The organism is Amycolatopsis orientalis DSM 40040 = KCTC 9412, assembly GCF_000478275.1.
Classification (GTDB): Bacteria; Actinomycetota; Actinomycetes; order Mycobacteriales; family Pseudonocardiaceae; genus Amycolatopsis; species Amycolatopsis orientalis.
The window spans coordinates 144272-168118 of sequence record NZ_ASJB01000055.1; the positions used below are offsets into that span (position 1 = coordinate 144272).

Sequence of the window (23847 nt, forward strand, 5' to 3'; positions counted from 1 at the left end):
GAGACGGCGTCCGAGCGTCGCCGGGCGACCTCGGTCCATTTCGGACAGTGAGGCCGCCGAAGACCTTGAAACGTCGGCGATACACGAAGACGTGGCCGTTCCCCTGATCGAGAAGCTGTCGAACTTCGAGACCCGGGCGGTGGCGTTGTCGGGGTTCTGGGTGGCTTACTTCGTCGTCTGCCAACTGGTTTCGGATCATCCTCGGTTCGAGGTGCTGGTCCCGCTTTCTCTGGCGGCCTTCTACGGAATTCCGGCGTGTCTGTACGCCGCCTGGCTCTGGCGGAGCCGATATCGCTCGGCCTCGAAGACCGGCCTGCGCGAGGCCACGGCGACGGTGCGACCCGGCTGGTTGTTCCCCAAGATCGACGTCTATCTCGAGAACGACTACAAACTGCTCCAGACGCGACGGTCGTTGCGGATCGCTCCCCGGTTCAAGGGGATCCAAAAGGTTCCCGTCTTCATCGGCGGCGAGGAAACCGACATGATCGTGATCTTCCCGCGCGGCCGGTTCCACAAGGACACGCTGTATACGGTTCCCGCCAAGGAGATCGAGCCGGACACGGACTGAGCAGGACCTTGGTCCCTTCTCCGGGAGGACTTTGCGGGCGTAGCCTCTTGTCAGGTCAAGGGCGACCGGACGAGTTCCTCTGGGGGGAACGACGTCGGCCGCCTGAATGGGGGCGTTTCGCATGCCTGTCAAGGAAGTGCCGGCGGAGACGTACTGGCTCAGACGAACCAGGTATTTCGCATTCAGCGCGCTGTTGGGTATGAGCGGGCCCGCCGTGATGGTGGGGATCCTCCAGCTCGGTCCCGAAGCCGGGGTCGTCGAAGGCTGGTCCGACGGCGCGGGCATGATCGCGATCGGCGTCCTGCTCGTGACGGCGGCGCTGGCGGTGGTCTGCGGGCATCGGGTGTGGGTCAACGATCGCCTCCTGGACAGGACGGTCGCCGGACTCGCGGGCTCGTCGCCCCGCCGAGACGAGTTCGATGGCGTCGATCCGGAAACGGAGACGCGGCGGCTGCTCGCCTTGGCCCGGAGGGTCACTCGCTTCACGATCGGATGGGTCCCGTTCGCGGTCGCGATCGTGGTCCTGGAGGTGAACTACCTGCCTGATCCGGCCGAGGATCGCCAGGCCGTCGTCGCGGTGACGGTGGTGCTGAGCCTGGGCTGCGTCGTGTTCGGACAGGTCATGAACGAGGTCTGGCACCGGCGGTATCGGTCCGTCCTTGCCACCGGGTGGCGACCCGCGACGGTGACCGTGAACCTGGACCACGACCGGACGAACCCGGAGGGCGAGCCGCGGATCTTCGACGTGAGGTTCCCCGGCGGCGAGCGGAGCCGGTTGCGTGGCGTGCAGTACACGTCCCGCAACGGCCATCGTTTCGGTTGGCGTCCCGACATCCCGGTCTGGGTCGGCGGTGAAGGCGAAACCATGGTCTTGCTGTTCTCCCGTGGACCCTCGGTTCCTCCGTGCGCGGTGCCGGCGAGGCTCATCCCATGAGCGACGGCAGGTACGTCTGGCCGGAGACCTACATGAACCGGCGGGATCTTTTCCGGGTGCTCTCCTATGTCGGGGGAATGATCGCGGTCATCGGTGCGATCGGGCTCATCCGTCGGATCAGCGGGTCCGAAGTCGAATGGCTGTGGAACGGGATCGCCGACGAAATCGGTCTCTTTGCGGTAGGGACGATCGGCGCGGTGTTCGCCGATCGTCGCAGCAGGAGCGACGCGCGCCGGTTCGACGCGACGTTCGCGGCGGCGAAGACCGCTGAGGAGCCGATTCCGGCGGAAGCGCTCGGCATGGAGCTCGATGAGGTCGCCGGGGACCTCGAAACGCGACGACTGCGCCTGCTGGGGCGTCGTGCGCTCCTGTGGACGATCTTCTGGGCGACGGTGCTCGCTGCAGGGATAGCGGGCATTCTCCGCGCCGTGGCGAACTCGTCGGTGCCCGCCTATGACACGACTTCCGCGGGGCACGGTCTGCTCGTGCTCGGCTCGATCCTCGCTCTTGCCTTCGGTGCCGTCATCGGACTGAATTCGCTGTCGGCCGCGGCGCGGTGGCCGCGGCGGTACCGGTCCGTCGTGGCGACGGGCTGGCGTGCGGCGAGGGCGACGGGGGAACCACGCTTCTTGGCGCCGTATCGCGGCTCGCCGGCGGACCTCCGGCTCGACTTCCCGGACGGGTCCGAATTGCACGTGGCGACGTGGGATTCCACCTCCCATGTCGTTCGTCCTTACCGGGACAGGAAGGACGTGCCGGTCTGGGTCGGCGGGGAAGAGGAGGACATGATCGTGCTGTTCCCCTACAGCCGGATTTCGGCCAAGAGGTACGCGGTTCCCGCCGCCGAAATGCCCGGCGTGAGGACGGATCCCTGATCGTTTCGCGGCACCGCCGCTTCAGTCGATCTTGCCGGTCAGGTACCGCTGCACGGTCGGCGCGATCGCGGTCACCAAAGGCTCGATCTCACTCGAAGCCATCGGCTCGAATTTCGCGACGTACCGCACCATCCCCATGCCGACCAATTGCGACGCGCACAGGGTCGTCCGCAGTGCGATGTCGTCCGAGCCGATGTCGCCGATCACCTTGGTGAAGAAGTTCTGGAAGAACCCGCGCAGCACGGCCGCCGCCTGCTCGTGCCCGGCGACGCTGCGGACGAGCGCCTGGAACACTTCGCCGCCCGCGCCGTCCCAGCGGGTGAGGAAGGTGCGCACGATCCGCTGGCCGAATTCGTCGTCGGGCCCGTCCTGAAGTGCCGTCAGCAGTTCGTGCGGGTCGAACGGGAGCTTCAGGATGGCTTGCGCGAAAAGTCCTTCCTTGCTGCCGAACCAGTGGTTGACCATCGCGGCGTCCACCCCGGCGCGCGTCGCGATCGCGCGCACGGTCGCGCCGTCGAAGCCGCTTTCGCCGAACACCGCGCGCGCGGCCTCGATCAGCGCCGTGCGGGTGTCCTGCCCGCCGGGCCGCCGTCCCCGTCGCCGGACGGTAGTGTCTTCACCAGCCATGGCGTCATCATGAACGGACCCGCCGCAAAATTCAACAATGCTTGAATTTTGCCCCCGGTCCCGGCCCCCGGCACCGTTGCAGCACAATGAGCGACATGGTCAGCGCCGCACACGCCAGCCCGTCGGGGCTCGGCTCGGTCAGCCCTTCGCGCGACGAGTTCCGCGCGCTCGCCGAGGGCCGTCGCGTCATCCCCGTTGTCCGCCGCGTGCTCGCCGACGGTGAGACCCCCATCGGGGTCTACCGCAAGCTCGCCGCCGACAGGCCGGGGACGTTCCTCTTCGAATCGGCGGAGAACGGCGCCTCCTGGAGCCGATGGTCGTTCATCGGCGTCGACAGCCCCGCCGCGTTGACCGTGCGTGACGGCCGGGCCGTCTGGACCGGCACGCCGCCGGTCGGCCTGCCGACCGAGGGCGACCCGCTGACGGTGCTGCGCGAGACCGTCGCCGCGCTCCACACCGAGCAGCTGCCCGGGATGCCGCCGCTCACCGGCGGCATGGTCGGCTACATCGGCTACGACGCCGTCCGCTGGCTTGAACGGCTCCCCGAACTCGCCGAACGCGACCTCGACATCCCCGAGCTCACCATGCTCCTGGCGACCGACCTGGCCGCCTTCGACCACCACGAGGGCACGGTCACGCTGATCGCGAACGCGGTCAACTGGGACGACTCGCCCGAGCGGGTCGACGCCGCGTACGACGACGCGGTCGCGCGCCTCGGCGCGATGACCCAGCAGCTGCACGTCGCGGCCCCGGCCACGGCCGCCGTGTTCGACCGCCCCGCGCCGGAGTTCACCCGCCGCCGGACCAAGCCGGACTTCCACGCCGCCGTCGAGAAGGCCGTCGAAGCGATCAAGGCGGGCGAAGCGTTCCAGATCGTGCCGTCGCAACGGTTCGAGATCGAAACCCAGGCCGACGCGCTGGACGTCTACCGGGTGCTGCGCACGTCCAACCCGAGCCCGTACATGTACCTGCTGCGCCTGGACGGCTTCGACATCGTCGGCTCCAGCCCGGAGTCGCTGGTCACCGTCCGGGACGGCCGCGCGACCACCCATCCGATCGCGGGCACCCGCTGGCGCGGCGCCGATCCGGAAGAGGACGCGCAGCTGGCCAAGGACCTGCTCGCGGACGAGAAGGAGCGCGCCGAGCACCTGATGCTCGTCGACCTCGGCCGCAACGACCTCGGCAAGGTCTGCAAGCCCGGCACCGTGCGCGTCGTCGACTTCTTCGACGTCGAGCGCTACAGCCACGTCATGCACATCGTCTCCACGGTCACGGGCGAACTCCTGGACGACAAGACGGCCTTCGACGCGGTCACGGCCTGTTTCCCGGCCGGGACGCTCTCGGGCGCGCCGAAGGTCCGCGCGATGCAGCTGATCGAGGAGCTGGAGCCGACCCGCAGGGCGCTCTACGGCGGTGTCGTCGGGTACCTCGACTTCGCCGGGGACGCCGACACCGCGATCGCGATCCGCACCGCGCTGATGAAGGACGGTGTCGCGTACGTCCAGGCCGGGGGCGGCGTCGTCGCCGACTCGGTGCCCGACTACGAGGACACCGAGTCCCTCAACAAGGCCCGCACCGTGCTGTCCGCCGTCGCGGCGGCGCAGACGATGATCGCGGCGGACGAACTCGACCCGGCGGGTGACCGCACTCGTGTCTGAGGACCCGGAAGGCGCCGCCCCGCGGGCAGGGAAGGCCAAGCGTCCACTGTGGATCGCCGTGGCCGGGCTGCTGCTGGGCGCGGTGGCGTTGTGGGGATCTTCACGGCTCGTCTGGTTCGCCGAGTTCCGCGACGGCGGCGTGCGCGGCACGGTGCTGTACACCGAAACCGGGTCACAGCGTGCTGTTGCGCTGATTCCGCTCGCCCTGCTCGCGCTCGCGGGTACGGCGGGACTGATCGCCACCGGTGGCTGGCCACGCCGGGTGCTCGGCGTGGTACTCGCGGTCGCGGGCGTCGCTGCCGGGTGGATCGGCGTGGTCGGTGGCGCGTTCACCGGATTCGCCGACGGGCTGCCCGTCGCCCAGATGCTGGGTGCCAGGGGACTGGCGATCCTCGGGGGAATTCTCGTGACCGCCGGGGGGTTGGCAGCCATCAAGGGCGCGGGCCGGATGCCGCGCCTCGGCGCGAAGTACTCGGCGCCGGGGGCGAAGAAGCGGGCCGCGAAGGATCCGGAGACCGAGCTGTGGGAGGCGCTGAGCGACGGCGAAGATCCCACCGCGGCCCGGTGACGACAGCGGAATTCGCGGGTTTCGGAGATCTACGCCGGGAAAGATGGCACGGTGGGCATTCGGAGTAACGGACATACCCGGAACCAGGCCGTATCCGTGCGGGGGTTAGCATCGTTTCGGCGGGAAGGGGAAGGTTTTTGTGAGCGACCTTGCGAAGGAATCCGTGAGTACGACAGCCGGTGAGGTCCGCCGGTGAGCGTGCTCGAAGACATCGTCGCCGGCGTCCGCGCCGATCTCGCCGAGCGCGAGGCGGCTCTGCCGTTCGACGAACTGAAGAAGCGCGCGACCCAGGTCGCGCCCCCACGTGACGTGCTCGCGGCCCTGCGTGAGTCCGGTATCGGCGTCATCGCCGAGGTGAAGCGGCGCAGCCCCTCCAAGGGCGATCTGGCCGAGATCCCGGATCCGGCCGCGCTGGCGAAGGACTACGCCGACGGCGGCGCCAGGGTGATCAGCGTGCTGACCGAGCAGCGGCGGTTCGGCGGTTCGCTCGCCGACCTCGACGCGGTCCGCGCGGCGGTCGACATCCCGGTGCTGCGCAAGGACTTCATCGTCAGCCCGTACCAGGTCCACGAGGCGCGGCTGCACGGCGCGGACATGGTCCTGCTGATCGTGGCGGCATTGGAGCAGAACGCCCTGATCGCGCTGCTGGACCGGGTCGAATCCCTCGGGATGACCGCGCTGGTCGAGATCCACAACGCCGAAGAGGCCGACAAGGCCCTCGAAGCCGGCGCGAAGGTGATCGGCGTCAACGCCCGCAACCTGCACACCCTCGAGGTCGACAGGGACGTCTTCTCGCGGCTGGCCCCCGGCCTGCCGATGGACGTCTTCAAGATCGCCGAGTCCGGTGTCCGCGGCCCCGGTGACCTGATGTCCTACGCGGGCCACGGCGCCGACGCCGTCCTCGTGGGCGAAGGGCTCGTCGCTTCGGGCGACCCGAAGGGCGCCCTGGTCAAGCTCGTGACCGCCGGTTCGCACCCCGCTTGCCCGAGGCCGTCTCGATGAGCGTGGAGTACACCGAAACACCGCACGGCGAGCACGACCCGGACGACCGGGGCTATTACGGCCCGTACGGCGGCCGGTTCATGCCCGAGGCCCTGATCGGCGTCGTCGACGAGGTCGCGGCCGAATACGACAAGGCCCGCACGGACCCGGACTTCGTCAACGAGTTCCGGCGCCTGCTGCGTGACTACGCTGGTCGCCCGTCGCTGCTCACCGAGGCCAAGCGCTTCGGTGAGCACGCCGGTGGCGCCCACGTCTTCCTCAAGCGCGAGGATTTGAACCACACCGGTTCGCACAAGATCAACAACGTGCTGGGCCAGGCGCTGCTCACCAAGCGGATGGGCAAGAAGCGGGTCATCGCCGAGACCGGGGCCGGGCAGCACGGCGTGGCCACCGCCACCGCCTGCGCGCTGCTGGACCTGGAATGCATCGTCTACATGGGCGAGGTCGACACCGAGCGGCAGGCGCTGAACGTCGCCCGCATGAAGCTGCTCGGCGCCGAGGTCGTCCCGGTGAAGACCGGTTCGCGCACGCTCAAGGACGCGATCAACGAAGCGCTGCGTGACTGGGTCACCAACGCCGACACCACGCACTACCTGTTCGGCACGGCGGCGGGCCCGTACCCGTTCCCGATGATGGTGCGGAACTTCCACAAGATCATCGGCGAGGAGGCCCGCGCCCAGATCCTGGAGCAGGCCGGACGCCTGCCGGACGTCGTCGCGGCCTGCGTCGGCGGCGGGTCGAACGCGATCGGCATCTTCCACGGCTTCATCGACGACCCCGAGGTCCGTCTCGTGGGTCTCGAGCCGGGTGGCGAGGGCGTCGAGGGCAACCGCCACGGCGCCACGCTGACCAAGGGCACCCCGGGCAACCTGCACGGCGCGATGACGTACCTGCTGCAGGACGAGGACGGCCAGACCGTCGAGTCGCACTCGATCTCCGCGGGCCTGGACTATCCGGGTGTCGGCCCGGAACACTCGTGGCTCAAGGACAGCGGCCGCGCCGAGTACCGGCCGGTGACCGACGCCGAGGCGATGGACGCGTTCAAGCTGCTTTCGCGCACCGAGGGCATCATCCCGGCGATCGAGTCGGCGCACGCGCTGGCCGGCGCGCTGGTGCTGGGCCGTGAACTCGGCCCCGAGGGCCTGATCGTGGTGAACCTGTCCGGTCGTGGCGACAAGGACATGGACACCGCCGCGAAGTACTTCGGCCTGGTGGAGAACGCATGAGCGAGTTGAGTGACGTCTTCGCCAAGACGCGCGAAGAGGGTCGCGGAGCGCTGATCGGGTACCTCCCGGCGGGCTTCCCGACGGTCGACGGGTCGAAGGACCTGCTGGCCGCGGTGGTCGACGGCGGCGCCGACCTGGTCGAGGTGGGCGTGCCCTACTCGGACCCGGTGATGGACGGCCCGACCATCCAGGCCGCCTCGGTGAGCGCGCTCACCAGCGGTTTCAAGCTCAAGCACCTGTTCGAGGTCGTCGAGTCGGTGTCGTCGCGCGGCGGCAAGGCCGTCGTGATGACGTACTGGAACCCGGTGCACCGCTACGGCGTCGACCGCTTCGCGCGGGACCTCGCCGCCGCGGGCGGGCTCGGGATGATCACCCCGGACCTGATCCCGGACGAGGCCGACGAGTGGATGGCCGCGTCCGAACAACATGGCCTGGACCGGATCTTCCTGGTCGCGCCGTCCTCCTCGGAGGAGCGGATCGCGAAGACCGTCGAAGCCGCTTCGGGTTTCGTGTACGCCACCGCGGTGATGGGCGTGACCGGTGCCCGTGACCAGGTCGGCGTGCACGCCGAGGATCTGGTCGCCCGAACCCGCGCGCATACGGAGCTGCCGATCGGGGTCGGGCTGGGCGTCCGCTCCGGCGCGCAGGCGGCCCAGGTCGCCGGTTTCGCCGACGGTGTCATCGTGGGCTCGGCCCTGGTGACCGCCGCGGCGAGCGGACTGGACGCGGTGCGCGAGCTTTCGGCGGAACTGGCCGCCGGGGTGCGGAAAGCCGTCGCTCCCGCTTGATCTGACGTGAACCGAAAGGGCCCTTCACCGCGTGCGACGCGGTGAAGGGCCCTTTCGGTTCAGCACTCGGTGATGGACAGTGGCGACGAGTAGAAGCTGGTGTACCAGGTGAATCCGGCGACGTTGTCGCGTGGTCGACGTACAGATCCCAGCGCCGGGACACGCCATCGGGGTCGGTGATGAACCCGAGCGTGCAGACGGCCGCGACGTCGTGTCCCGGGTACATCGCCTCATAGGCCCAGTCGGGCCTCGGGTAGAGATGCACCCACGTCTCGCCCTTGGCGCCGCCTGTCTTCATGCCGACGTTCCCGCACCACTGCGTCGACTGCGTCGTCAGGTAGGACGCGTAGGTGTAGCCGGTCCGCATCTGGAAGTCGTCGTAGATCAGGTTCCAGCGGACACCGCCCTGGTCGATGTAGCAGATGGTCCTGAGCGCGACGTTGCTGACGACGAGGTGGGCGGACTGCGGCGCTGGCCATCGGAGCGGTCGAGACCAACCCGGTCAGCACGAGCGCGGCCGGACCAGGTCTGTTTCGGTGACTGAATCGTCCCTTTCGGCCGGTGCCGCGTCCGTTCGTCCAAAGTGGACAGTGCCGCTTGCCATGACGGCTTCCGTCCCTAGGGTGGGGCGCACTCGTCGATCACGGGAAGGGACATGCCATGCCGGGAAGAGGGATCCTGCCGTTCGTGGCCGAGGCGCCGCTGGTGGACCACCACTGCCACGGGGTCGTCACCGGAGACCTCGGCCGGATCGAGTTCGAGCAGCTGCTCACCGAGGCCGACACCGTCTCGTCACTGGGTACGACCCTGTTCGACTCGCTGATCGGGCTCGCCGTCCGCGCCCGCTGCGCCCCGATGCTCGGCCTGCCGCCGCATGTCCCGGCCGAGGCGTATCTGGCCCGCCGCGCCGAACTGGGTGCCACCGAGGTCAACGCGCGGTTCCTGAGGGCCACCGGCACGACCGACTTCCTCCTCGACGGCGGTTTCCTGCCGGACACGCTGACCACGACCGAGCAGTTCACGGCGTTGTCCGGCGCCCGCGCCCGCGACATCGTCCGGCTCGAACAGGTCGCCGAAGCGGTGATCGAGTCCACCTCGGCGGCCGGATTCGCCTCGGCCTTCGCCGGGGAGCTGGCGAAACGTTCTACGACGGCGGTCGGCTTCAAGTCCATCGCCGCCTACCGGGTCGGCCTGGACCTGGCGGGGGAGCGGCCCACCGACGCCGAGGTGGCCGAAGCGGCGGGCCGTTGGCTCGCCCGGATCGAGGCGGGCGAACCGGTCCGGCTCGCGGACGAGGTACTGCACCGGTTCCTCGTCTGGACCGGGATCGACCTGGCCCTGCCGGTCCAGTTCCACGTCGGGTTCGGCGATTCCGACGTGGACCTGCACCGCTGCGATCCCCTGCTGCTCACCGGGCTGCTGCGGGCGACCCGGTCGTGCGGGGTGCCGATCATGCTGCTGCACAACTATCCCTTCCACCGGAACGCCGCGTATCTGGCGCAGGTCTTCGAGCACGTGTTCATCGACGTGGGTCTCGCGACGCACAACGCCGGTCACCGTGCGGCGGCGATCATCGCGGAGACAATGGAGATCGTGCCGTTCGGGAAACTGCTGTTCTCCACGGACGCGTTCGGGCTGGCCGAGCTGTACCACCTCGGCACCGCGCTCTTCCGGCAAGGGCTGTCGGATTTCCTGTACGCGGGGCTCAGCGCGGACGTACTGTCCGAAGTGGACGCGCGCCGGATCACGGCGCTGGTGGGGCACCGCAACGCCGAACGGGTGTACGGGCTGGAGGGGATATGACGGAACTGGACGAACTACAGGACCGGTGGGAGGCCGCCGTCGAGGCGGAGCTGCCGTCCGCGATCGAGCTGCGGCACCGGGTGCACGCGGATCCCCGCGCGTCGGGGGACGAAGAGGACACCGCGCGGGTCCTCGTCGAGGCGCTGGGCGGGGACGAGGGCGTCCGGGTCGCCAAGACCGGCCGTGCCGTGCTGTTCCCCGGCACCGGGCCCGGACCGGCCGTGGCCCTGCGCGCCGAACTGGACGCGTTGCCGGTCACCGAGCGGACCAGGGTCCCGTGGGCTTCGGAGACGTCGCTGATGCACGCGTGCGGCCACGACGTGCACATGGCCGCACTCGTCGCCACCTGCCGCGCCGCGGCCGTCGTCGGGGTGCCGAGGCCGCTCCTCGCGCTCCTGCAGCCGCGCGAGGAGACGTCGCCGTCCGGGGCGCTGGACATCGTCGAGTCCGGCGTGCTCACCGAATACGGCGTCGACACGGTCATCGGCGCGCACGTCCAGCCCCGGCTCGCGGCGGGCGTGGTCTCGGCGGTGCCGGGCCCGGTCAACGCCTCCACCGACGAGTTCGAAGTGATCGTCCGCGGCCAGGGCGGGCACGCCGGCTACCCGCATCTGCTGCGGGATCCGATCCTCGCGCTCAGCCAGCTCGTGGTGAGCCTGCAGCAGCTGGCCAGCCGCCGGGTCGACCCGGTGTTCGGCGCGGTCTGCTCGGTCGGCCGGATCGAGGCGGGGACGACGGCGAACGTCGTGCCGAACGAGGCCCGTCTGTCCGGCTCGCTGCGGCTGATGCGCGCCGAAGACCGCGACCTCGCGCTCGAGGGGCTCGCCGAGGTCGTCCACGGCACCGCGAAGGCGCACGGCTGCCGAGCCGAACTGGAGATCAGCCCGTGCGAACCGGTGCTGCACAACGACGCCGGGCTCACCCAGCACGCGCACCGGCGGCTCGTCCGGGCCGGGGCGGGCGTCGACACCGACTTCCGGTCGTTCGGCGCCGACGATTTCGCCCATTACTGCGGGGTGACCCGCGGGCTGATGATGTTCGTCGGCCTCGGTGACACGGCGGGCGCGCCGAGCCTGCACGACGAGCTCTTCCTGCCGCCGGACGGCGCCGTCGGGCAGGTCGCGTCCGCACTGATCGCGGGCTATCTGGCCGCCGTCGAGGGCTGACGCCCCCAAGACGCGCCCGAAGCGCTACGGTGGCCGACGTGAATACCGCCTCGGCAGCGTTCCTCGCGACCATCCCCAGTCCCGACCAGGGCGTCTGGCATATCGGGCCGATCCCGATCCGGGCCTACGCGCTGTGCATCATCGCCGGCATCATCGCGGCGATCTGGCTGGGCGAGCGGCGATGGATCGCCCGGGGCGGCACGAAGGGGACGGTCATCGACGTCGCCGTCTTCGCGGTGCCGTTCGGCCTGGTCGGCGGGCGGTTGTACCACGTCATCACCGACAACCAGCTCTACTTCGGCCCGGGCAAGAACCCGCTCAACGCGCTGAAGATCTGGGACGGCGGCCTCGGCATCTGGGGCGCCATCGCGCTGGGCGCGGTCGGCGCGCTGATCGCCTGCCGCCGCAAGGGGATCCCGCTGCCCGCGATGGCCGACGCGCTCGCGCCGGGCATCGTGCTGGCGCAGGCCGTCGGGCGGCTCGGCAACTACTTCAACCAGGAGCTCTACGGCGCGCACACCGACCTGCCGTGGGGCCTGGAGATCTACCAGCGCTACAACCCGACCGACCCGAACGACTTCCTGAACGGCGTCGCGATCGGGCACGTCCCGCTGCCGGACAGCCCGGTGCATCCCACGTTCCTCTACGAGCTGCTCTGGAACGTCGGCGTGGCACTGCTGGTCATCTGGGCGGACCGGAAGTTCCGCCTCGGCCACGGCCGCGTGTTCGCGCTCTACGTCGCCGGATACACCGCCGGCCGGTTCTGGATCGAGCTGATGCGGACCGACTCCGCGAACCACATCCTCGGCCTGCGGGTCAACGTGTGGACCTCGATCCTGCTGTTCGCCGCGGCGATCGCGTACTTCGTCCTGGCGGCCAAGCGGGGACCGCGGGAAGCGCCGGAAACGCTGTGGAGCAAGGACGTGCCGCGGGAGGACTCCGCCGCCTCCGACGGCTCCGACGCCTCTGTGGCCTCCGACGGCGAGGGCGCCTCTGTGGCCGCTTCAGCGACCGAGGGCGAGGCGCATGCCGACGTCGCGGCGGTCCCGGACACCGTGCGCGACTCCGCCGCCGACAAGGCGACCGAGGACCCGAAACCCGAGGCCGAGAAGTAGCCCACTTCACCCTTCGCGCGTGCCATGAAAGGTCCTTTCCTTGCAAAATTTGCAAGGAAAGGACCTTTCATGGCACTGGTTCGTCCTGGGGTTCCGCAGGGGCGGGCGACTACGGGTCGCGGCCCGGGGCGGGGGGCTGAAGGGCCCTTTCCCCTCATCTCATGCGGTGAAGGGCGCTTTCCCCGCATGCGATGCGGTGAAGGGCCCCTTCAGCCCCAGGGCCGCGACCCGGCGCTACCTCGCAACCAGTCGACTAAACGCGCCAGACCGCCAAGCGCGCCAGACCTCAGGGAGCGACCAGGCCCCGTCCCGTCACCAACGGCAGGTCCAGCGCGGTCAGCAGCCCGGGCGGAGCCGCCACCACCGCCGGGATCGCGTTCACCAGCCGCATCGCGGTCGCCTTCAGCCCGGCCGTGTTGTGGTCGCCGTCGGTCCCGACCAGCCGCAGGTCCAGCACGTATTCGGGCTCCCCGGTCACCTGGACGCGGTAGCAGCCTTGCCCGGTCGGCTGGGGCCAGTCCGGGCCGAGGTCGCCCCGCAGGCGCGTGACGTGCTCCAGCACGCACACCGCCCGCCCGCCGCGCATCCCGCGCACCTCGAACCGCAGCGCCGCCGCCGTCCCCTCCTTGATCGTCCCGGAGGCGATCTCGAACGTCTCGGGAGCCGGAAGGCGCTCGTAACTCTCCTCGACGCCGTCGAGTTCGACGTCGAGTCCCGCCGCCAGCTGCCGGACGACACTGCCCCAGGCCAGCGACAGCACGCCAGGCTGCAGCAACAGCGGCAGGTCGTCCATCTCCCGGCCGAAGCCCATGATGTCGAACAGGACCTTGCCGTTGTCGTAGGTGGAGTAGTCGAGGATCTCCAGGCATCGCACCTCGTCGATCCGTTCGCAGACGCCGGTGAGCACCAGCGGCAGCCAGTCGTTGGCGAAACCGGGGTCGACGCCGTTGACCCACAGCGAAGCGCCGCCCTCTCGCGCCGCCTCACGGATCGGCTCGATCATCTCCGGCGGGACGACACCTTCGGGGTACTGGAGGAACACCGGACTGCTGGACACCACGTTGATCCCCGCGCGCAGGAACCGTTTCAGGTCCTCGACGGCCTCTGTCAGCCGGTCGTCGGCCATCGCCGTGTAGACCACGCAGTCCGGCTTCAGTGCGATGAGCGCGTCCGCGTCGGTCGTCGCGGCGACGCCGAGCGGACGGCCGAGCCCGGCCAGTTCCCCGGCGTCCACGCCCGCCTTCGCCTCGCTCGAGACCCAGACCCCGGCGAGGTCGAGGTCGGGGCGCGCCGCGATTCCGGCCAGCGCGTGGCAGCCGACGTTCCCGGTACTCCACTGGACCACGCGCACGGCGTTCGCCTCCTGATGTCTGATTGGTGAACCCGCGTCCGCGATCGACGTCGGCAGGACGCTGCCTGGTAGAGCACCTCACGGTAGACGAACAGGGCGTCCTGCCACCGCGATAGCGGGGCCTTCGGCCAGGGCGGGTTCACGCGTATGGTCACTTCCCCGGTGCCTCTCAGCTCCGCCAACCGTTTCCTACAGATCGGGCAGGCCCAGTTCCAGGTTCGGGGCCTGCAGTCCACCGTCGACTTCGAGGATCTTGCCGGTGACGTACCGGCCCGCCCGCGACGCCAGGAACACGACCGTGGCCGCGATGTCCTCGGCCTCGCCGATCCGGCGCAGGGGAGTGGCGGCCTCCATCCGGCCGCGCAGCTCGTCGTTGCCCACCACCACTTCGAGCGCGGAGGTCGCCACCGAACCGACCGAGATCGCGTTCACCCGCACCTTCGGGGCGAGGTCGGCCGCCGCGAGCCGGGTGTAGTGCGCCAGCGCGGCCTTCGCCGTCCCGTACGCGGCGAAGCCCCTGCCGGTCACGCGGCCCATGACCGAGGAGATGTTGACGACCGATCCGCCCGTCTCCAGTAAGGACGGTGCGGCCGCGACGGTCAGCGCGTGGGCGGTGGAAACGTTGAAGCGAAAGGCTTCTTCCAGGAAATCGGCGGTGGTTTCCAGCAGCGGGCGGGGATAGGTCCCGCCGACGTTGTTGACCACCAGGTCCAGCCGCCCGAATTCCGCCGTCGCGATCCGCGCCAGCTCGCCGGCGGTGGCCGGATCGCTCAGATCGGCGGGCACCACGTGCGCCCGGCGGCCGGTCGCGGCGACCTTCCCGGCGACCTCAGCGAGCTGGGATTCGGTGCGGGACGAGATCAGCACGTCGGCACCGGCCTCCGCGAGGGCCACGGCCGTCGCCGCGCCGATGCCGCGTCCGGCGCCGGTGACCACGGCGACCTGGTCGGTGAGCCGGAAGCGGTCCAGGATCATGCGCGAAACTGTAACACGTTCTACTTACCTCGTGCTGCGGAAGAAGTCCGGAGTGACTAGGGTCGCCTCACCGCACTACTCACCATGCCCGAACGGGACATATACTTAGCGGTACGAACTACCGCGTCCCCATCAGGAACTGCGTCGTTCCGATCACCCAGATCGTTACCCATCGGCGGAATTTCGCGCCCGCTGAACTGATGCCGCCATGTTTCCTAGGTGTTAAAGTCGCGTCAACGAACGGGCCATCGTCGTCCCGTGCGCATTCCCCCGGCCGGCCTGTCCGGTCGCTGAGCACAGACGACGAAGGAGGTCCCTTCATGATCTTCTCCGCCATTCCCGGCAAACAAGGTCTCTACGATCCCGAATCCGAACAGGACTCCTGCGGTGTGGCCATGGTGGCCGACATCCGCGGGCGCCGTTCGCACGGCATCGTCACCGACGGCCTGTCCGCGCTGACGAACCTCGACCACCGGGGCGCCGCCGGCGCGGAGCCGACCAGTGGTGACGGCGCGGGCATCCTCCTGCAGCTGCCCGACGAGCTGCTGCGCGCGGAAGCGGACTTCATCCTGCCCGAGCCGGACGCCGACGGTCACCAGACGTACGCGACCGGTATCGGTTTCCTGCCCTCGGACGTCGAGGAGCGCGGCAAGGCCGTCGCCCTGATCGAGCGGATCGCCACCGAAGAGGGCCTCCAGGTCCTCGGCTGGCGCGAAGTCCCGGTCGACGCCGACCGGGCCGACATCGGCCCCACGGCGCGTTCGGTGATGCCGCATTTCGCGATGCTGTTCGTCGCGGCCCAGGAGACCGACGGCAGGCGGCCGGGCGGGCTCGTACTGGACAGGCTGGCCTTCTGCCTGCGCAAACGCGTCGAGAACGAGAGTCTGACCAACGGGTGCGGGACGTACTTCCCGAGCCTGTCCTCGCGCACGATCGTCTACAAGGGAATGCTGACCCCCGAGCAGCTCCCGCTCTTCTTCACCGACCTGACCGACACCCGGCTCACCAGCGCTATCGCGCTCGTGCACTCCCGGTTCTCCACCAACACCTTCCCGTCGTGGCCGTTGGCGCACCCGTTCCGCTTCGTCGCGCACAACGGCGAGATCAACACCATCCGGGGAAACCGCAACCGGATGCGCGCCCGTGAGGCACTGCTCGAATCGGACCTCATCCCCGGCGACCTGACCCGGCTGTACCCGATCTGCTCGGCCGACGCGTCGGACTCCGCCTCCTTCGACGAGGTGCTGGAGCTGCTGCACCTCGGTGGCCGGTCGCTGCCGCACGCGGTGCTGATGATGATCCCCGAGGCGTGGGAGAACCACACCGGGATGAACGCCCAGCGTCGTGCGTTCTACCAGTTCCACGCCAGCCTGATGGAGCCGTGGGACGGCCCGGCCTGTGTCACCTTCACCGACGGCACGCTCGTCGGCGCGGTGCTCGACCGCAACGGCCTGCGCCCGGCCCGCTGGTGGCGCACCGCGGACGACCGCGTCGTGCTGGCCAGTGAGGCCGGCGTCCTCGACGTCGCCCCCGCGGACGTCGTCGCCAAGGGCCGCCTCAAGCCCGGCCGCATGTTCCTGGTGGACACCGAGGCCGGCCGGATCGTCGACGACGAAGAGGTCAAGTCCGAGCTGGCCAAGGAACTCCCGTACGAGGGGTGGCTGCACGCCGGTCTCCTGCAGATCGCCGACCTGCCGGATCGCGACCACATCGTGCAGAGCCACGATTCGGTGCTGCGGCGCCAGCTTTCCTTCGGCTACACCGAAGAAGAGCTGAAGATCCTGCTCGCGCCGATGGCGGTCAAGGCCGCCGAGCCGATCGGTTCGATGGGCTCCGACACCCCGCCCGCGGTGCTGTCGCAGCGTTCCCGGCTGCTCTACGACTACTTCAAGCAGAACTTCGCCCAGGTCACCAACCCGCCGCTGGACGCGATCCGCGAAGAGCTCGTCACCTCGATGAGCCGGATCATGGGCCCGGAGCGGAACCTGCTCGCCCCCGGCCCGGCGTCCTGCCGTCACGTGCAGCTGCCGTATCCGGTGATCGACAACGACGAACTCGCCAAGCTGATCCACATCAACGACGACGGCGACCTTCCCGGCTTCGCCTGCAGTGTCCTTTCCGGACTGTACGAAGTGGACGGTGGGGCCGACGCGCTGGCGTCGGCGATCGAGCGGGTCCGGCGCGAGGCCTCCGAGGCGATCGCGGCGGGCGCGCGCACGCTCGTGCTGTCCGACCGCGATTCCGACCACCGCATGGCGCCGATCCCGTCGCTGCTGCTGGTCTCCTCGGTGCACCACCATCTGGTGCGTACCAAGGAAAGGCTCCGCGTCGCACTGGTCGTCGAGACCGGGGACGCCCGCGAGGTCCACCACATCGCGCTGCTGCTCGGTTACGGTGCCGCGGCGGTGAACCCGTACCTGGCCTTCGAGACCATCGAGGACATGATCTCGACCGGTGCCATCACCGGGATCGAGCCCGCCAAGGCGATCCGCAACTACGTCAAGGCGCTCGTGAAGGGCGTCCTGAAGATCATGTCGAAGATGGGCATCTCGACCGTCGGCGCCTACACCGCGGCCCAGGTCTTCGAATCCTTCGGCCTGGCCCAGGATCTGCTCGACGAGTACTTCACGGGGACGTCGTCGAAGCTCGGCGGCGTCGGGCTGAGCGTGCTCGCCGAAGAGGTCGCCGTCCGCCACCGCCGCGCGTACCCGGACAACCCGACCGACCGGGTCCACCGTGGACTCGAGACCGGCGGCGAGTACGCGTACCGCCGCGAGGGCGAACTGCACCTGTTCACCCCGGAGACCGTCTTCCTGTTGCAGCACGCGACGAAGACCGGCCGGGAAGAGGTGTACAAGAAGTACTCCGACGAGGTGCACCGGCTCTACCGCCAGGGCGGCGCGCTGCGCGGGCTGTTCTCCTTCCGCGAGGGCGCGCGTGAGCCGGTCCCGCTGGACGAGGTCGAGCCTGCCGAGGCGATCTTCAAGCGGTTCAACACCGGTGCGATGTCCTACGGCTCGATTTCGGCCGAGGCGCACGAAACCCTCGCCATCGCGATGAACCGCATCGGCGGCCGGTCCAACACCGGTGAGGGCGGGGAAGACCCCGAGCGCCTCTACGACCCGGAGCGGCGCAGCGCGATCAAGCAGGTCGCGAGCGGCCGGTTCGGCGTCACGAGCGAGTACCTGGTCAACGCCGACGACATCCAGATCAAGATGGCGCAGGGCGCGAAGCCGGGCGAGGGCGGGCAGTTGCCGCCCAACAAGGTCTACCCGTGGATCGCCCGCACGCGGCACTCGACGCCGGGCGTCGGGCTCATCTCGCCGCCGCCGCACCACGACATCTACTCGATCGAGGATCTCGCCCAGCTGATCCACGACCTCAAGAACGCCAACGAGAACGCCCGCATCCACGTGAAGCTGGTGTCCTCGCTCGGGGTCGGCACGGTCGCGGCGGGCGTGTCCAAGGCGCACGCGGACGTCGTGCTGATCTCCGGCCACGACGGCGGCACCGGCGCCTCCCCGATGAACTCGCTCAAGCACGCGGGGACGCCGTGGGAGATCGGCCTCGCCGAGACGCAGCAGACGTTGCTGCTCAACGGTTTGCGTGACCGGATCACCGTCCAGGTGGACGGCGCGATGAAGACCGGCCGCGACGTCGTCATCGCCGCGCTGCTCGGCGCGGAGGAGTACGGCTTCGCGACGGCGCCGCTGATCGTCGAGGGCTGCGTCATGATGCGCGTCTGCCACCTCGACACCTGCCCGGTCGGCGTCGCGACCCAGAGCCCGGAGCTGCGCAAGCGGTACACCGGACAGGTCGAGCACGTCGTCAACTACTTCCGGTTCGTCGCCGAAGAGGTCCGGGAAACGCTGGCGGCGCTCGGTTTCCGCACCCTCGACGAGGCGATCGGGCACGCCGAGGTGCTGGACACCGACAAGGCGATCGAGCACTGGAAAGCCTCCGGGCTCGATCTCTCGCCGATCTTCGAGATGCCGACGGAAACCCCGTACGGCGGGGCGAAGCGGCGCACGCGCGGGCAGGACCACGGCCTCGAGCACGCGCTCGACCGGACGCTGATCCAGCTCGCCGAGGCGGCGCTGGAGGACGCGCATCCGGTGCGACTGGAACTGCCGGTGCGGAACGTGAACCGGACCGTCGGCACCCTGCTGGGGTCCGAGATCACCCGCCGCTACGGCGGCGAGGGCCTGCCGGAGGACACGATCCACGTGCTGCTGACCGGATCCGCCGGGCAGTCGCTGGGCGCGTTCCTGCCGCGCGGCATCACGCTCGACATGGTCGGCGACGCGAACGACTACGTCGGCAAGGGGCTTTCGGGCGGGCGGATCATCGTGCGCCCGCATCCGGACGCGAAGTTCGCCGCGGAGGGCCAGACCATCGCCGGGAACACGCTCGCCTACGGGGCCACCGGCGGGGAGATGTTCCTGCGCGGCCAGGTCGGCGAACGGTTCTGCGTGCGCAACTCCGGTGCGGTGGTCGTCGCCGAGGGCGTCGGCGACCACGCCTTCGAGTACATGACCGGCGGACAGGCCGTCGTGCTCGGCCCGACCGGGCGCAACCTCGCGGCCGGGATGTCCGGCGGTGAGGCGTACGTGCTCGACCTCGATCGCGGCCGGGTCAACGAGGAGATGGTGAACCTCCTGACCCCGACGTCCGAGGATCTCGCCTGGCTCAAGAAGACCGTGCAGAAACACTATGACCTCACACGTTCGGCCGTGGCCGCGTCGCTGCTCGGCGACTGGCCGCGTCGTTCGGCGGCGTTCACCAAGGTGATGCCCCGCGACTACCAGCGTGTCCTTGACGCGGCGAAGGCGGCGCGCGCCGCCGGCCGCGACGTCGACGAAGCGATCATGGAGGCCGCTCGTGGCTGATCCGACGGGTTTCCTGAAGTACGAACGCGAAGAGCCGAAGAAGAGGTCCAAAGAGGAACGTCTCGCCACTTGGGGCGAGGTGTACGCCGACGTGGAACCCGGCGAGCGCAACGAAAAGGTGCGCAAGCAGGCTTCGCGGTGCATGGACTGCGGCATCCCGTTCTGTCATTCCGGTGGTTCCGGCTGCCCGCTGGGCAACCTGATCCCGGAGTGGAACGACCTGGTGCGTCGCGGTGACTGGGCCGCGGCGAGCGACCGGCTCCACGCCACCAACAACTTCCCCGAGTTCACCGGGAAGCTGTGCCCCGCGCCGTGCGAGGCGGGCTGCGTCCTGTCGATCTCACCGCTGTCCGGCGGGCCGGTGTCGATCAAGCGGGTCGAGCAGACGATCGCCGACCAGTCCTGGGAAGCCGGTTACGTGCAGCCGCAGATCTCGGCGGTGTCGTCGGGCCAGCGGGTCGCGGTCGTCGGCTCCGGTCCCGCCGGCCTCGCCGCCGCGCAGCAGCTGACCCGCGCCGGTCACGAGGTGACCGTCTACGAACGGGACGACCGGCTCGGCGGCCTGCTGCGGTACGGCATCCCCGAGTTCAAGATGGAGAAGAAAGTCCTCGACCGGCGGCTCGCGCAGCTGCGCAAGGAGGGCACGAAGTTCGTCACCGGCTGCGAGGTCGGCGTCGACCTGACCGTCGAGGAACTCCGCGCCACCTATGACGCCGTCGTGCTCGCGGTGGGCGCGCTGCGCGGCCGTGACGACACCACGACGCCGGGGCGCGAACTGTCCGGGATCCACCTGGCGATGGAACATCTGGTCCCCGCCAACAAGTACGTCGAGGGCGACGGCCCGTCGCCGGTCGACGCGGCCGGCAAACACGTGGTCATCATCGGCGGTGGCGACACCGGCGCCGACTCGTACGGCACCGCGACCCGGCAGGGCGCGCTTTCGGTGACCCAGCTGGACCAGTATCCGACCCCACCGTCCACAAGGGACGACGAACGCTCGCCGTGGCCGACCTGGCCGTACATCCTGCGCACCTATCCGGCGCACGAGGAGGCGGGCGAGCGCAAGTTCGCCGTCGCGGTCACCCGGTTCATCGGTGACGACGACGGCAACGTGCGTGCCGTCGAACTCCGGCAGGTCCGCGTGGTCAAGGACCCCGAGACCGGCAAGCGCATGGTGACCCCGGTCAACGACGAGGTCGAGGAACTGCCCGCCGACCTCGTGCTGCTCGCGATCGGGTTCGAGGGTGTCGAGCACATGCCGTTGCTGGACGGGCTCGGCCTTTCGCTGACGAAACGCGGAACGCTCTCGTGCGGCGCGGACTGGCAGACCTCCTCGCCGGGCGTGTTCGTCTGCGGTGACGCGCATCGCGGCGCTTCGCTGGTGGTGTGGGCGATCGCGGAGGGCCGGTCGGTGGCGAGCGCCGTCGACGCGTACCTCACCGGCGCGTCCGACCTCCCGGCCCCGGTGCACCCCACGGCGCTGCCGCTCGCGGTGGTGTAAAGCTCCAGAACAGCTTTGGGTCTCGTGAGTGGTAATGACGGTTCTAACCGTCATTACCACTCACGAGCCTGTTTCAGGACCCTGTTCGTCCTGCTGGGCCGAACGGCCCATACGTCGCCCCGGATGCGGCCGAACGGCCGCTTGTACGCCCCGTAGCAGGGCAAATACTTTCAGAAAGTCGTGCACGTCATACGGCAATTCACCGGTGGCGAAAGGTGGTATGCCATGAAGAGGACGGCTTCCCGGACGGGGATCCTGGCGGCGCTCGTGGGGCTGGCGGTGACGGGGCTGACGGCGGTCGCGGGTCCCGCTCAAGCCGGACCGGTCCATCATCAGGCGGCGGCCGACGCGCAGGCGGTGGCGGCCTACTGGACACCCGAGCGGATGCGGTCGGCGGTGCCGATCGAACAACTGGTCCAGGCCCCGCCCCTTTCGCTCAAGGACGTCGCGAAGGGCGAGAGCACGATCATCCAGAGCATCCCCAACGGCGGCGGCGCGTGGACCGGGGCCGGCAAGGTCGTGCAGACCGCCGGCCGGGTGTTCTTCACCATGGGCGGGCGGAACGCGTCCTGCTCCGGTGACGCGGTCACCAGCGCGAACGGCAGTGTCGTCATCACCGCCGGGCACTGCGTGAAGTACCAGGGCGCGTGGCACACCAACTGGACCTTCGCGCCCGGCTACAACAACGGCAACACGCCCTACGGCACCTGGGCCGCGAAGAGCACGCTGACCACTCCGCAGTGGGAAGCGAGCGAGGACATGAACTACGACGTCGGCGCGGCCGTGGTCAACCCGCTCAACGGGCAGCGGCTGACCGACGTGGTCGGCGCGCAGGGCATCGCCTTCAACCAGGCGCGCAACCAGTCGATGTACACGTTCGGCTATCCGGCGGCGGCGCCGTACGACGGGACGAAGCTGATCTACTGCAGCGGAAGCACGTTCACCGACTTCCTGCTGACCAAGGACCACGGGATGAACTGCAATATGACCGGTGGTTCGAGCGGCGGCCCGTGGTTCCTCAACTTCAGCGAGGCGACCGGTGCCGGTGTCCAGGCGTCGGTGAACAGTTTCGGCTACACCTTCCTGCCGGGGTACATGTTCGGTCCGTACTTCGGCACCGACGCCCAGAACCTCTACAACAAGGCGCAGGCCGCCTGACCGTCCCGGACCGCCCGTCCACCTTTTGGGACTTTCGTCCCGGTGGGCGGGCGGCTTCCGGCCCGGCATATCCTGGGCCGGTGAACTGGACAGTGGACGTTCCCGTCGACACGCTCCCCGAATTGCCTCCTCTGCCGCCCGAGCTGCGCAACCGGCTCGACGACGCGCTCGCCCGGCCCGCCGCGCAGCAGCCCGAGTGGCCGGACCCCGAGCTGACGAAGCGGGTGCGCGGGGTGCTCGAAAGCGTGCCGCCGATCACCGTCCCCGCCGAGATCGACCGGCTCTCCGACCGGCTGGCCATGGTCGCCCGCGGCGAGGCGTTCCTGCTGCAGGGCGGTGACTGCGCGGAGACGTTCGAGTCGAACACCGAACCGCATATCCGCGCCAACCTGCGCACCCTGCTGCAGATGGCCGTCGTCCTCACCTACGGCGCGAGCCTCCCGGTGGTGAAGGTCGGCCGGATCGCCGGCCAGTACGCGAAGCCGCGTTCGGCGTCCACCGACGCCCTCGGCCTGCCGGTCTACCGCGGCGACATCATCAACTCGCTCGTCGCCAAGCCCGAACTGCGCGTGCCCGACCCCGGCCGGATGATCCGCGCCTACGCCAACGCGGGCGCCGCGATGAACCTCGTCCGCGCGCTGACCGGCGCCGGGATGGCGGATCTGCACCAGGTGCACGACTGGAACAAGGACTTCGTGAAGTCCTCGCCCGCCAGCGAGCGGTACGAGGCGCTGGCCTCGGAGATCGACCGGGGCCTGCGGTTCATGTCGGCCTGCGGTGTCACCGACTCCTCGCTGCAGTCCACCGAGATCTTCGCCAGCCACGAGGCGCTGCTGCTCGACTACGAGCGCTCCATGCTGCGGATGGACCGCGCGGACGCGGCGAACCCCAAGCTGTACAACCTGTCCTCGCACTTCCTGTGGGTGGGCGAGCGGACCCGGCAGCTCGACGGCGCGCATATCGCGTTCGCCGAACTGCTGGCCAACCCGATCGGCCTCAAGATCGGCCCGACGACCACGCCCGAGCAGGCCGTCGAGTACGTCCGGCGGCTCGACCCGCGCAACGAGCCCGGCAGGCTGACGCTGATCGCCCGGATGGGCAACGGCAAGGTCCGCGAGGTGCTGCCCGCGATCGTCGAGAAGGTCGAGGCGTCCGGGCACAAGGTCATCTGGCAGTGCGACCCGATGCACGGCAACACCCACGAATCCTCCACCGGGTACAAGACCCGGCACTTCGACCGGATCGTGGACGAGGTCCAGGGCTTCTTCGAGGTGCACCGCAAGCTCGGCACCTACCCGGGCGGCATCCACGTGGAGCTGACCGGCGAGGACGTCACCGAATGCCTCGGTGGCGCGCAGGAGATCTCGGATCTGGACCTCTCGGGCCGGTACGAGACCGCCTGCGACCCGCGGCTGAACACGCAGCAGTCGCTGGAGCTGGCCTTCCTGGTCGCCGAGATGCTTCGCGGCTGACCTAGCCCCTACGCGCGCCATGAAAGGTCCTTTCCTTGCAAAATTTGCAAGGAAAGGACCTTTCATGGCGTCTTTTCATCCTGGTTACGGCCCGGGGCTGAAGGGCGCTTTCCCCTCATCGCATGAAGGGAAAGCGCCCTTCGCCGCGTGAGATGAGGGGAAAGGGCCCTT

18 protein-coding genes are annotated in these 23847 nt (G+C 69.4%); 15 read left to right on the forward strand and 3 right to left on the reverse strand.

Annotated features, from left to right (window positions below):
- The first annotated feature begins 91 nt into the window (after positions 1–91).
- From L324_RS18475 to L324_RS18485, 3 genes are all read left to right on the forward strand, one after another.
- Positions 92–568, forward strand: a complete 477-nt coding sequence (locus L324_RS18475; protein WP_037309607.1) for a hypothetical protein — start codon at positions 92–94, stop codon at positions 566–568.
- 199 nt (positions 569–767) lie between these two features.
- The gene (locus L324_RS18480; protein WP_037309610.1) at positions 768–1502 is read left to right on the forward strand and encodes a hypothetical protein; all 735 of its coding nucleotides are present in this window, start codon (positions 768–770) and stop codon (positions 1500–1502) included.
- Positions 1499–2377, forward strand: a complete 879-nt coding sequence (locus tag L324_RS18485) for a hypothetical protein (protein ID WP_037309613.1) — start codon at positions 1499–1501, stop codon at positions 2375–2377. The genes L324_RS18480 and L324_RS18485 overlap by 4 nt, the downstream gene beginning before the upstream one ends.
- Positions 2378–2398: 21 nt before the next feature.
- Here L324_RS18485 and L324_RS18490 read toward each other — a convergent pair whose 3' ends face one another.
- Complete coding sequence (locus L324_RS18490) at positions 2399–3004, reverse strand: TetR/AcrR family transcriptional regulator (protein WP_037309616.1); 606 nt, start codon at positions 3002–3004, stop codon at positions 2399–2401.
- 95 nt (positions 3005–3099) lie between these two features.
- On the opposite strand from L324_RS18490, the gene L324_RS18495 reads away from it, so the two are divergent.
- The 8 genes from L324_RS18495 to lgt all read left to right on the forward strand — a co-directional run bounded on the left by L324_RS18495 (position 3100) and on the right by lgt (position 12330).
- The gene (locus L324_RS18495) at positions 3100–4662 is read left to right on the forward strand and encodes an anthranilate synthase component I (RefSeq protein ID WP_037309619.1); all 1563 of its coding nucleotides are present in this window, start codon (positions 3100–3102) and stop codon (positions 4660–4662) included.
- Complete coding sequence (locus tag L324_RS18500; protein WP_081736392.1) at positions 4655–5230, forward strand: Trp biosynthesis-associated membrane protein; 576 nt, start codon at positions 4655–4657, stop codon at positions 5228–5230. Before L324_RS18495 ends, L324_RS18500 begins: the two co-directional genes overlap by 8 nt.
- A 192-nt stretch (positions 5231–5422) precedes the next feature.
- Complete coding sequence (gene trpC, locus L324_RS18505; protein WP_005155232.1) at positions 5423–6232, forward strand: indole-3-glycerol phosphate synthase TrpC; 810 nt, start codon at positions 5423–5425, stop codon at positions 6230–6232.
- The gene (gene trpB / locus L324_RS18510; RefSeq protein WP_051173963.1) at positions 6229–7458 is read left to right on the forward strand and encodes a tryptophan synthase subunit beta; all 1230 of its coding nucleotides are present in this window, start codon (positions 6229–6231) and stop codon (positions 7456–7458) included. Before trpC ends, trpB begins: the two co-directional genes overlap by 4 nt.
- Positions 7455–8246, forward strand: coding sequence for a tryptophan synthase subunit alpha (gene trpA / locus L324_RS18515; protein WP_037309625.1), 792 nt, complete (start codon positions 7455–7457; stop codon positions 8244–8246). Before trpB ends, trpA begins: the two co-directional genes overlap by 4 nt.
- Before the next feature lie 660 nt (positions 8247–8906).
- A complete protein-coding gene (locus L324_RS18520; protein ID WP_037309628.1) occupies positions 8907–10049 on the forward strand; it encodes an amidohydrolase family protein in 1143 nt (380 codons plus the stop codon).
- Positions 10046–11215 (forward strand): M20 metallopeptidase family protein, encoded by a 1170-nt coding sequence (locus tag L324_RS18525; RefSeq protein WP_037309630.1) that lies wholly within the window; start codon positions 10046–10048, stop codon positions 11213–11215. The genes L324_RS18520 and L324_RS18525 overlap by 4 nt, the downstream gene beginning before the upstream one ends.
- A gap of 29 nt (positions 11216–11244) precedes the next feature.
- Positions 11245–12330, forward strand: coding sequence for a prolipoprotein diacylglyceryl transferase (gene lgt / locus L324_RS18530; RefSeq protein WP_037309632.1), 1086 nt, complete (start codon positions 11245–11247; stop codon positions 12328–12330).
- 286 nt (positions 12331–12616) lie between these two features.
- Here lgt and L324_RS18535 read toward each other — a convergent pair whose 3' ends face one another.
- On the reverse strand, positions 12617–13681 hold the full coding sequence (locus L324_RS18535; protein ID WP_037309634.1) for an NAD(P)H-dependent amine dehydrogenase family protein: 1065 nt from the start codon (positions 13679–13681) through the stop codon (positions 12617–12619).
- Positions 13682–13870: 189 nt separating this feature from the next.
- Positions 13871–14656 (reverse strand): SDR family oxidoreductase, encoded by a 786-nt coding sequence (locus L324_RS18540; protein WP_037309637.1) that lies wholly within the window; start codon positions 14654–14656, stop codon positions 13871–13873.
- 320 nt (positions 14657–14976) lie between these two features.
- Between L324_RS18540 and gltB the strand changes: the two genes are divergently transcribed.
- The 4 genes from gltB (at position 14977) to L324_RS18560 (ending at position 23676) form a co-directional block, all read left to right on the forward strand.
- Positions 14977–19545, forward strand: a complete 4569-nt coding sequence (gene gltB, locus L324_RS18545) for a glutamate synthase large subunit (protein ID WP_037309640.1) — start codon at positions 14977–14979, stop codon at positions 19543–19545.
- Complete coding sequence (locus L324_RS18550) at positions 19538–21046, forward strand: glutamate synthase subunit beta (protein ID WP_037309641.1); 1509 nt, start codon at positions 19538–19540, stop codon at positions 21044–21046. Before gltB ends, L324_RS18550 begins: the two co-directional genes overlap by 8 nt.
- Before the next feature lie 225 nt (positions 21047–21271).
- The gene (locus L324_RS18555) at positions 21272–22204 is read left to right on the forward strand and encodes a trypsin-like serine peptidase (protein ID WP_037309642.1); all 933 of its coding nucleotides are present in this window, start codon (positions 21272–21274) and stop codon (positions 22202–22204) included.
- 80 nt (positions 22205–22284) lie between these two features.
- Positions 22285–23676, forward strand: coding sequence for a class II 3-deoxy-7-phosphoheptulonate synthase (locus L324_RS18560; RefSeq protein WP_037309643.1), 1392 nt, complete (start codon positions 22285–22287; stop codon positions 23674–23676).
- Positions 23677–23847 lie beyond the last annotated feature (171 nt).

Bases quoted from the DNA above. Each gene is read 5' to 3' on its own strand.
- L324_RS18480 (WP_037309610.1), top strand. From the start codon at position 768: ATGAGCGGGCCCGCCGTGATGGTGGGGATCCTCCAGCTCGGTCCCGAA.
- L324_RS18485 (WP_037309613.1), top strand. From the start codon at position 1,499: ATGAGCGACGGCAGGTACGTCTGGCCGGAGACCTACATGAACCGGCGG.
- L324_RS18490 (WP_037309616.1), bottom strand. From the start codon at position 3,004: ATGGCTGGTGAAGACACTACCGTCCGGCGACGGGGACGGCGGCCCGGC.
- L324_RS18495 (WP_037309619.1), top strand. From the start codon at position 3,100: ATGGTCAGCGCCGCACACGCCAGCCCGTCGGGGCTCGGCTCGGTCAGC.
- trpB (WP_051173963.1), top strand. From the start codon at position 6,229: ATGAGCGTGGAGTACACCGAAACACCGCACGGCGAGCACGACCCGGAC.
- trpA (WP_037309625.1), top strand. From the start codon at position 7,455: ATGAGCGAGTTGAGTGACGTCTTCGCCAAGACGCGCGAAGAGGGTCGC.
- L324_RS18520 (WP_037309628.1), top strand. From the start codon at position 8,907: ATGCCGGGAAGAGGGATCCTGCCGTTCGTGGCCGAGGCGCCGCTGGTG.
- L324_RS18525 (WP_037309630.1), top strand. From the start codon at position 10,046: ATGACGGAACTGGACGAACTACAGGACCGGTGGGAGGCCGCCGTCGAG.
- L324_RS18540 (WP_037309637.1), bottom strand. From the start codon at position 14,656: ATGATCCTGGACCGCTTCCGGCTCACCGACCAGGTCGCCGTGGTCACC.
- gltB (WP_037309640.1), top strand. From the start codon at position 14,977: ATGATCTTCTCCGCCATTCCCGGCAAACAAGGTCTCTACGATCCCGAA.
- L324_RS18555 (WP_037309642.1), top strand. From the start codon at position 21,272: ATGAAGAGGACGGCTTCCCGGACGGGGATCCTGGCGGCGCTCGTGGGG.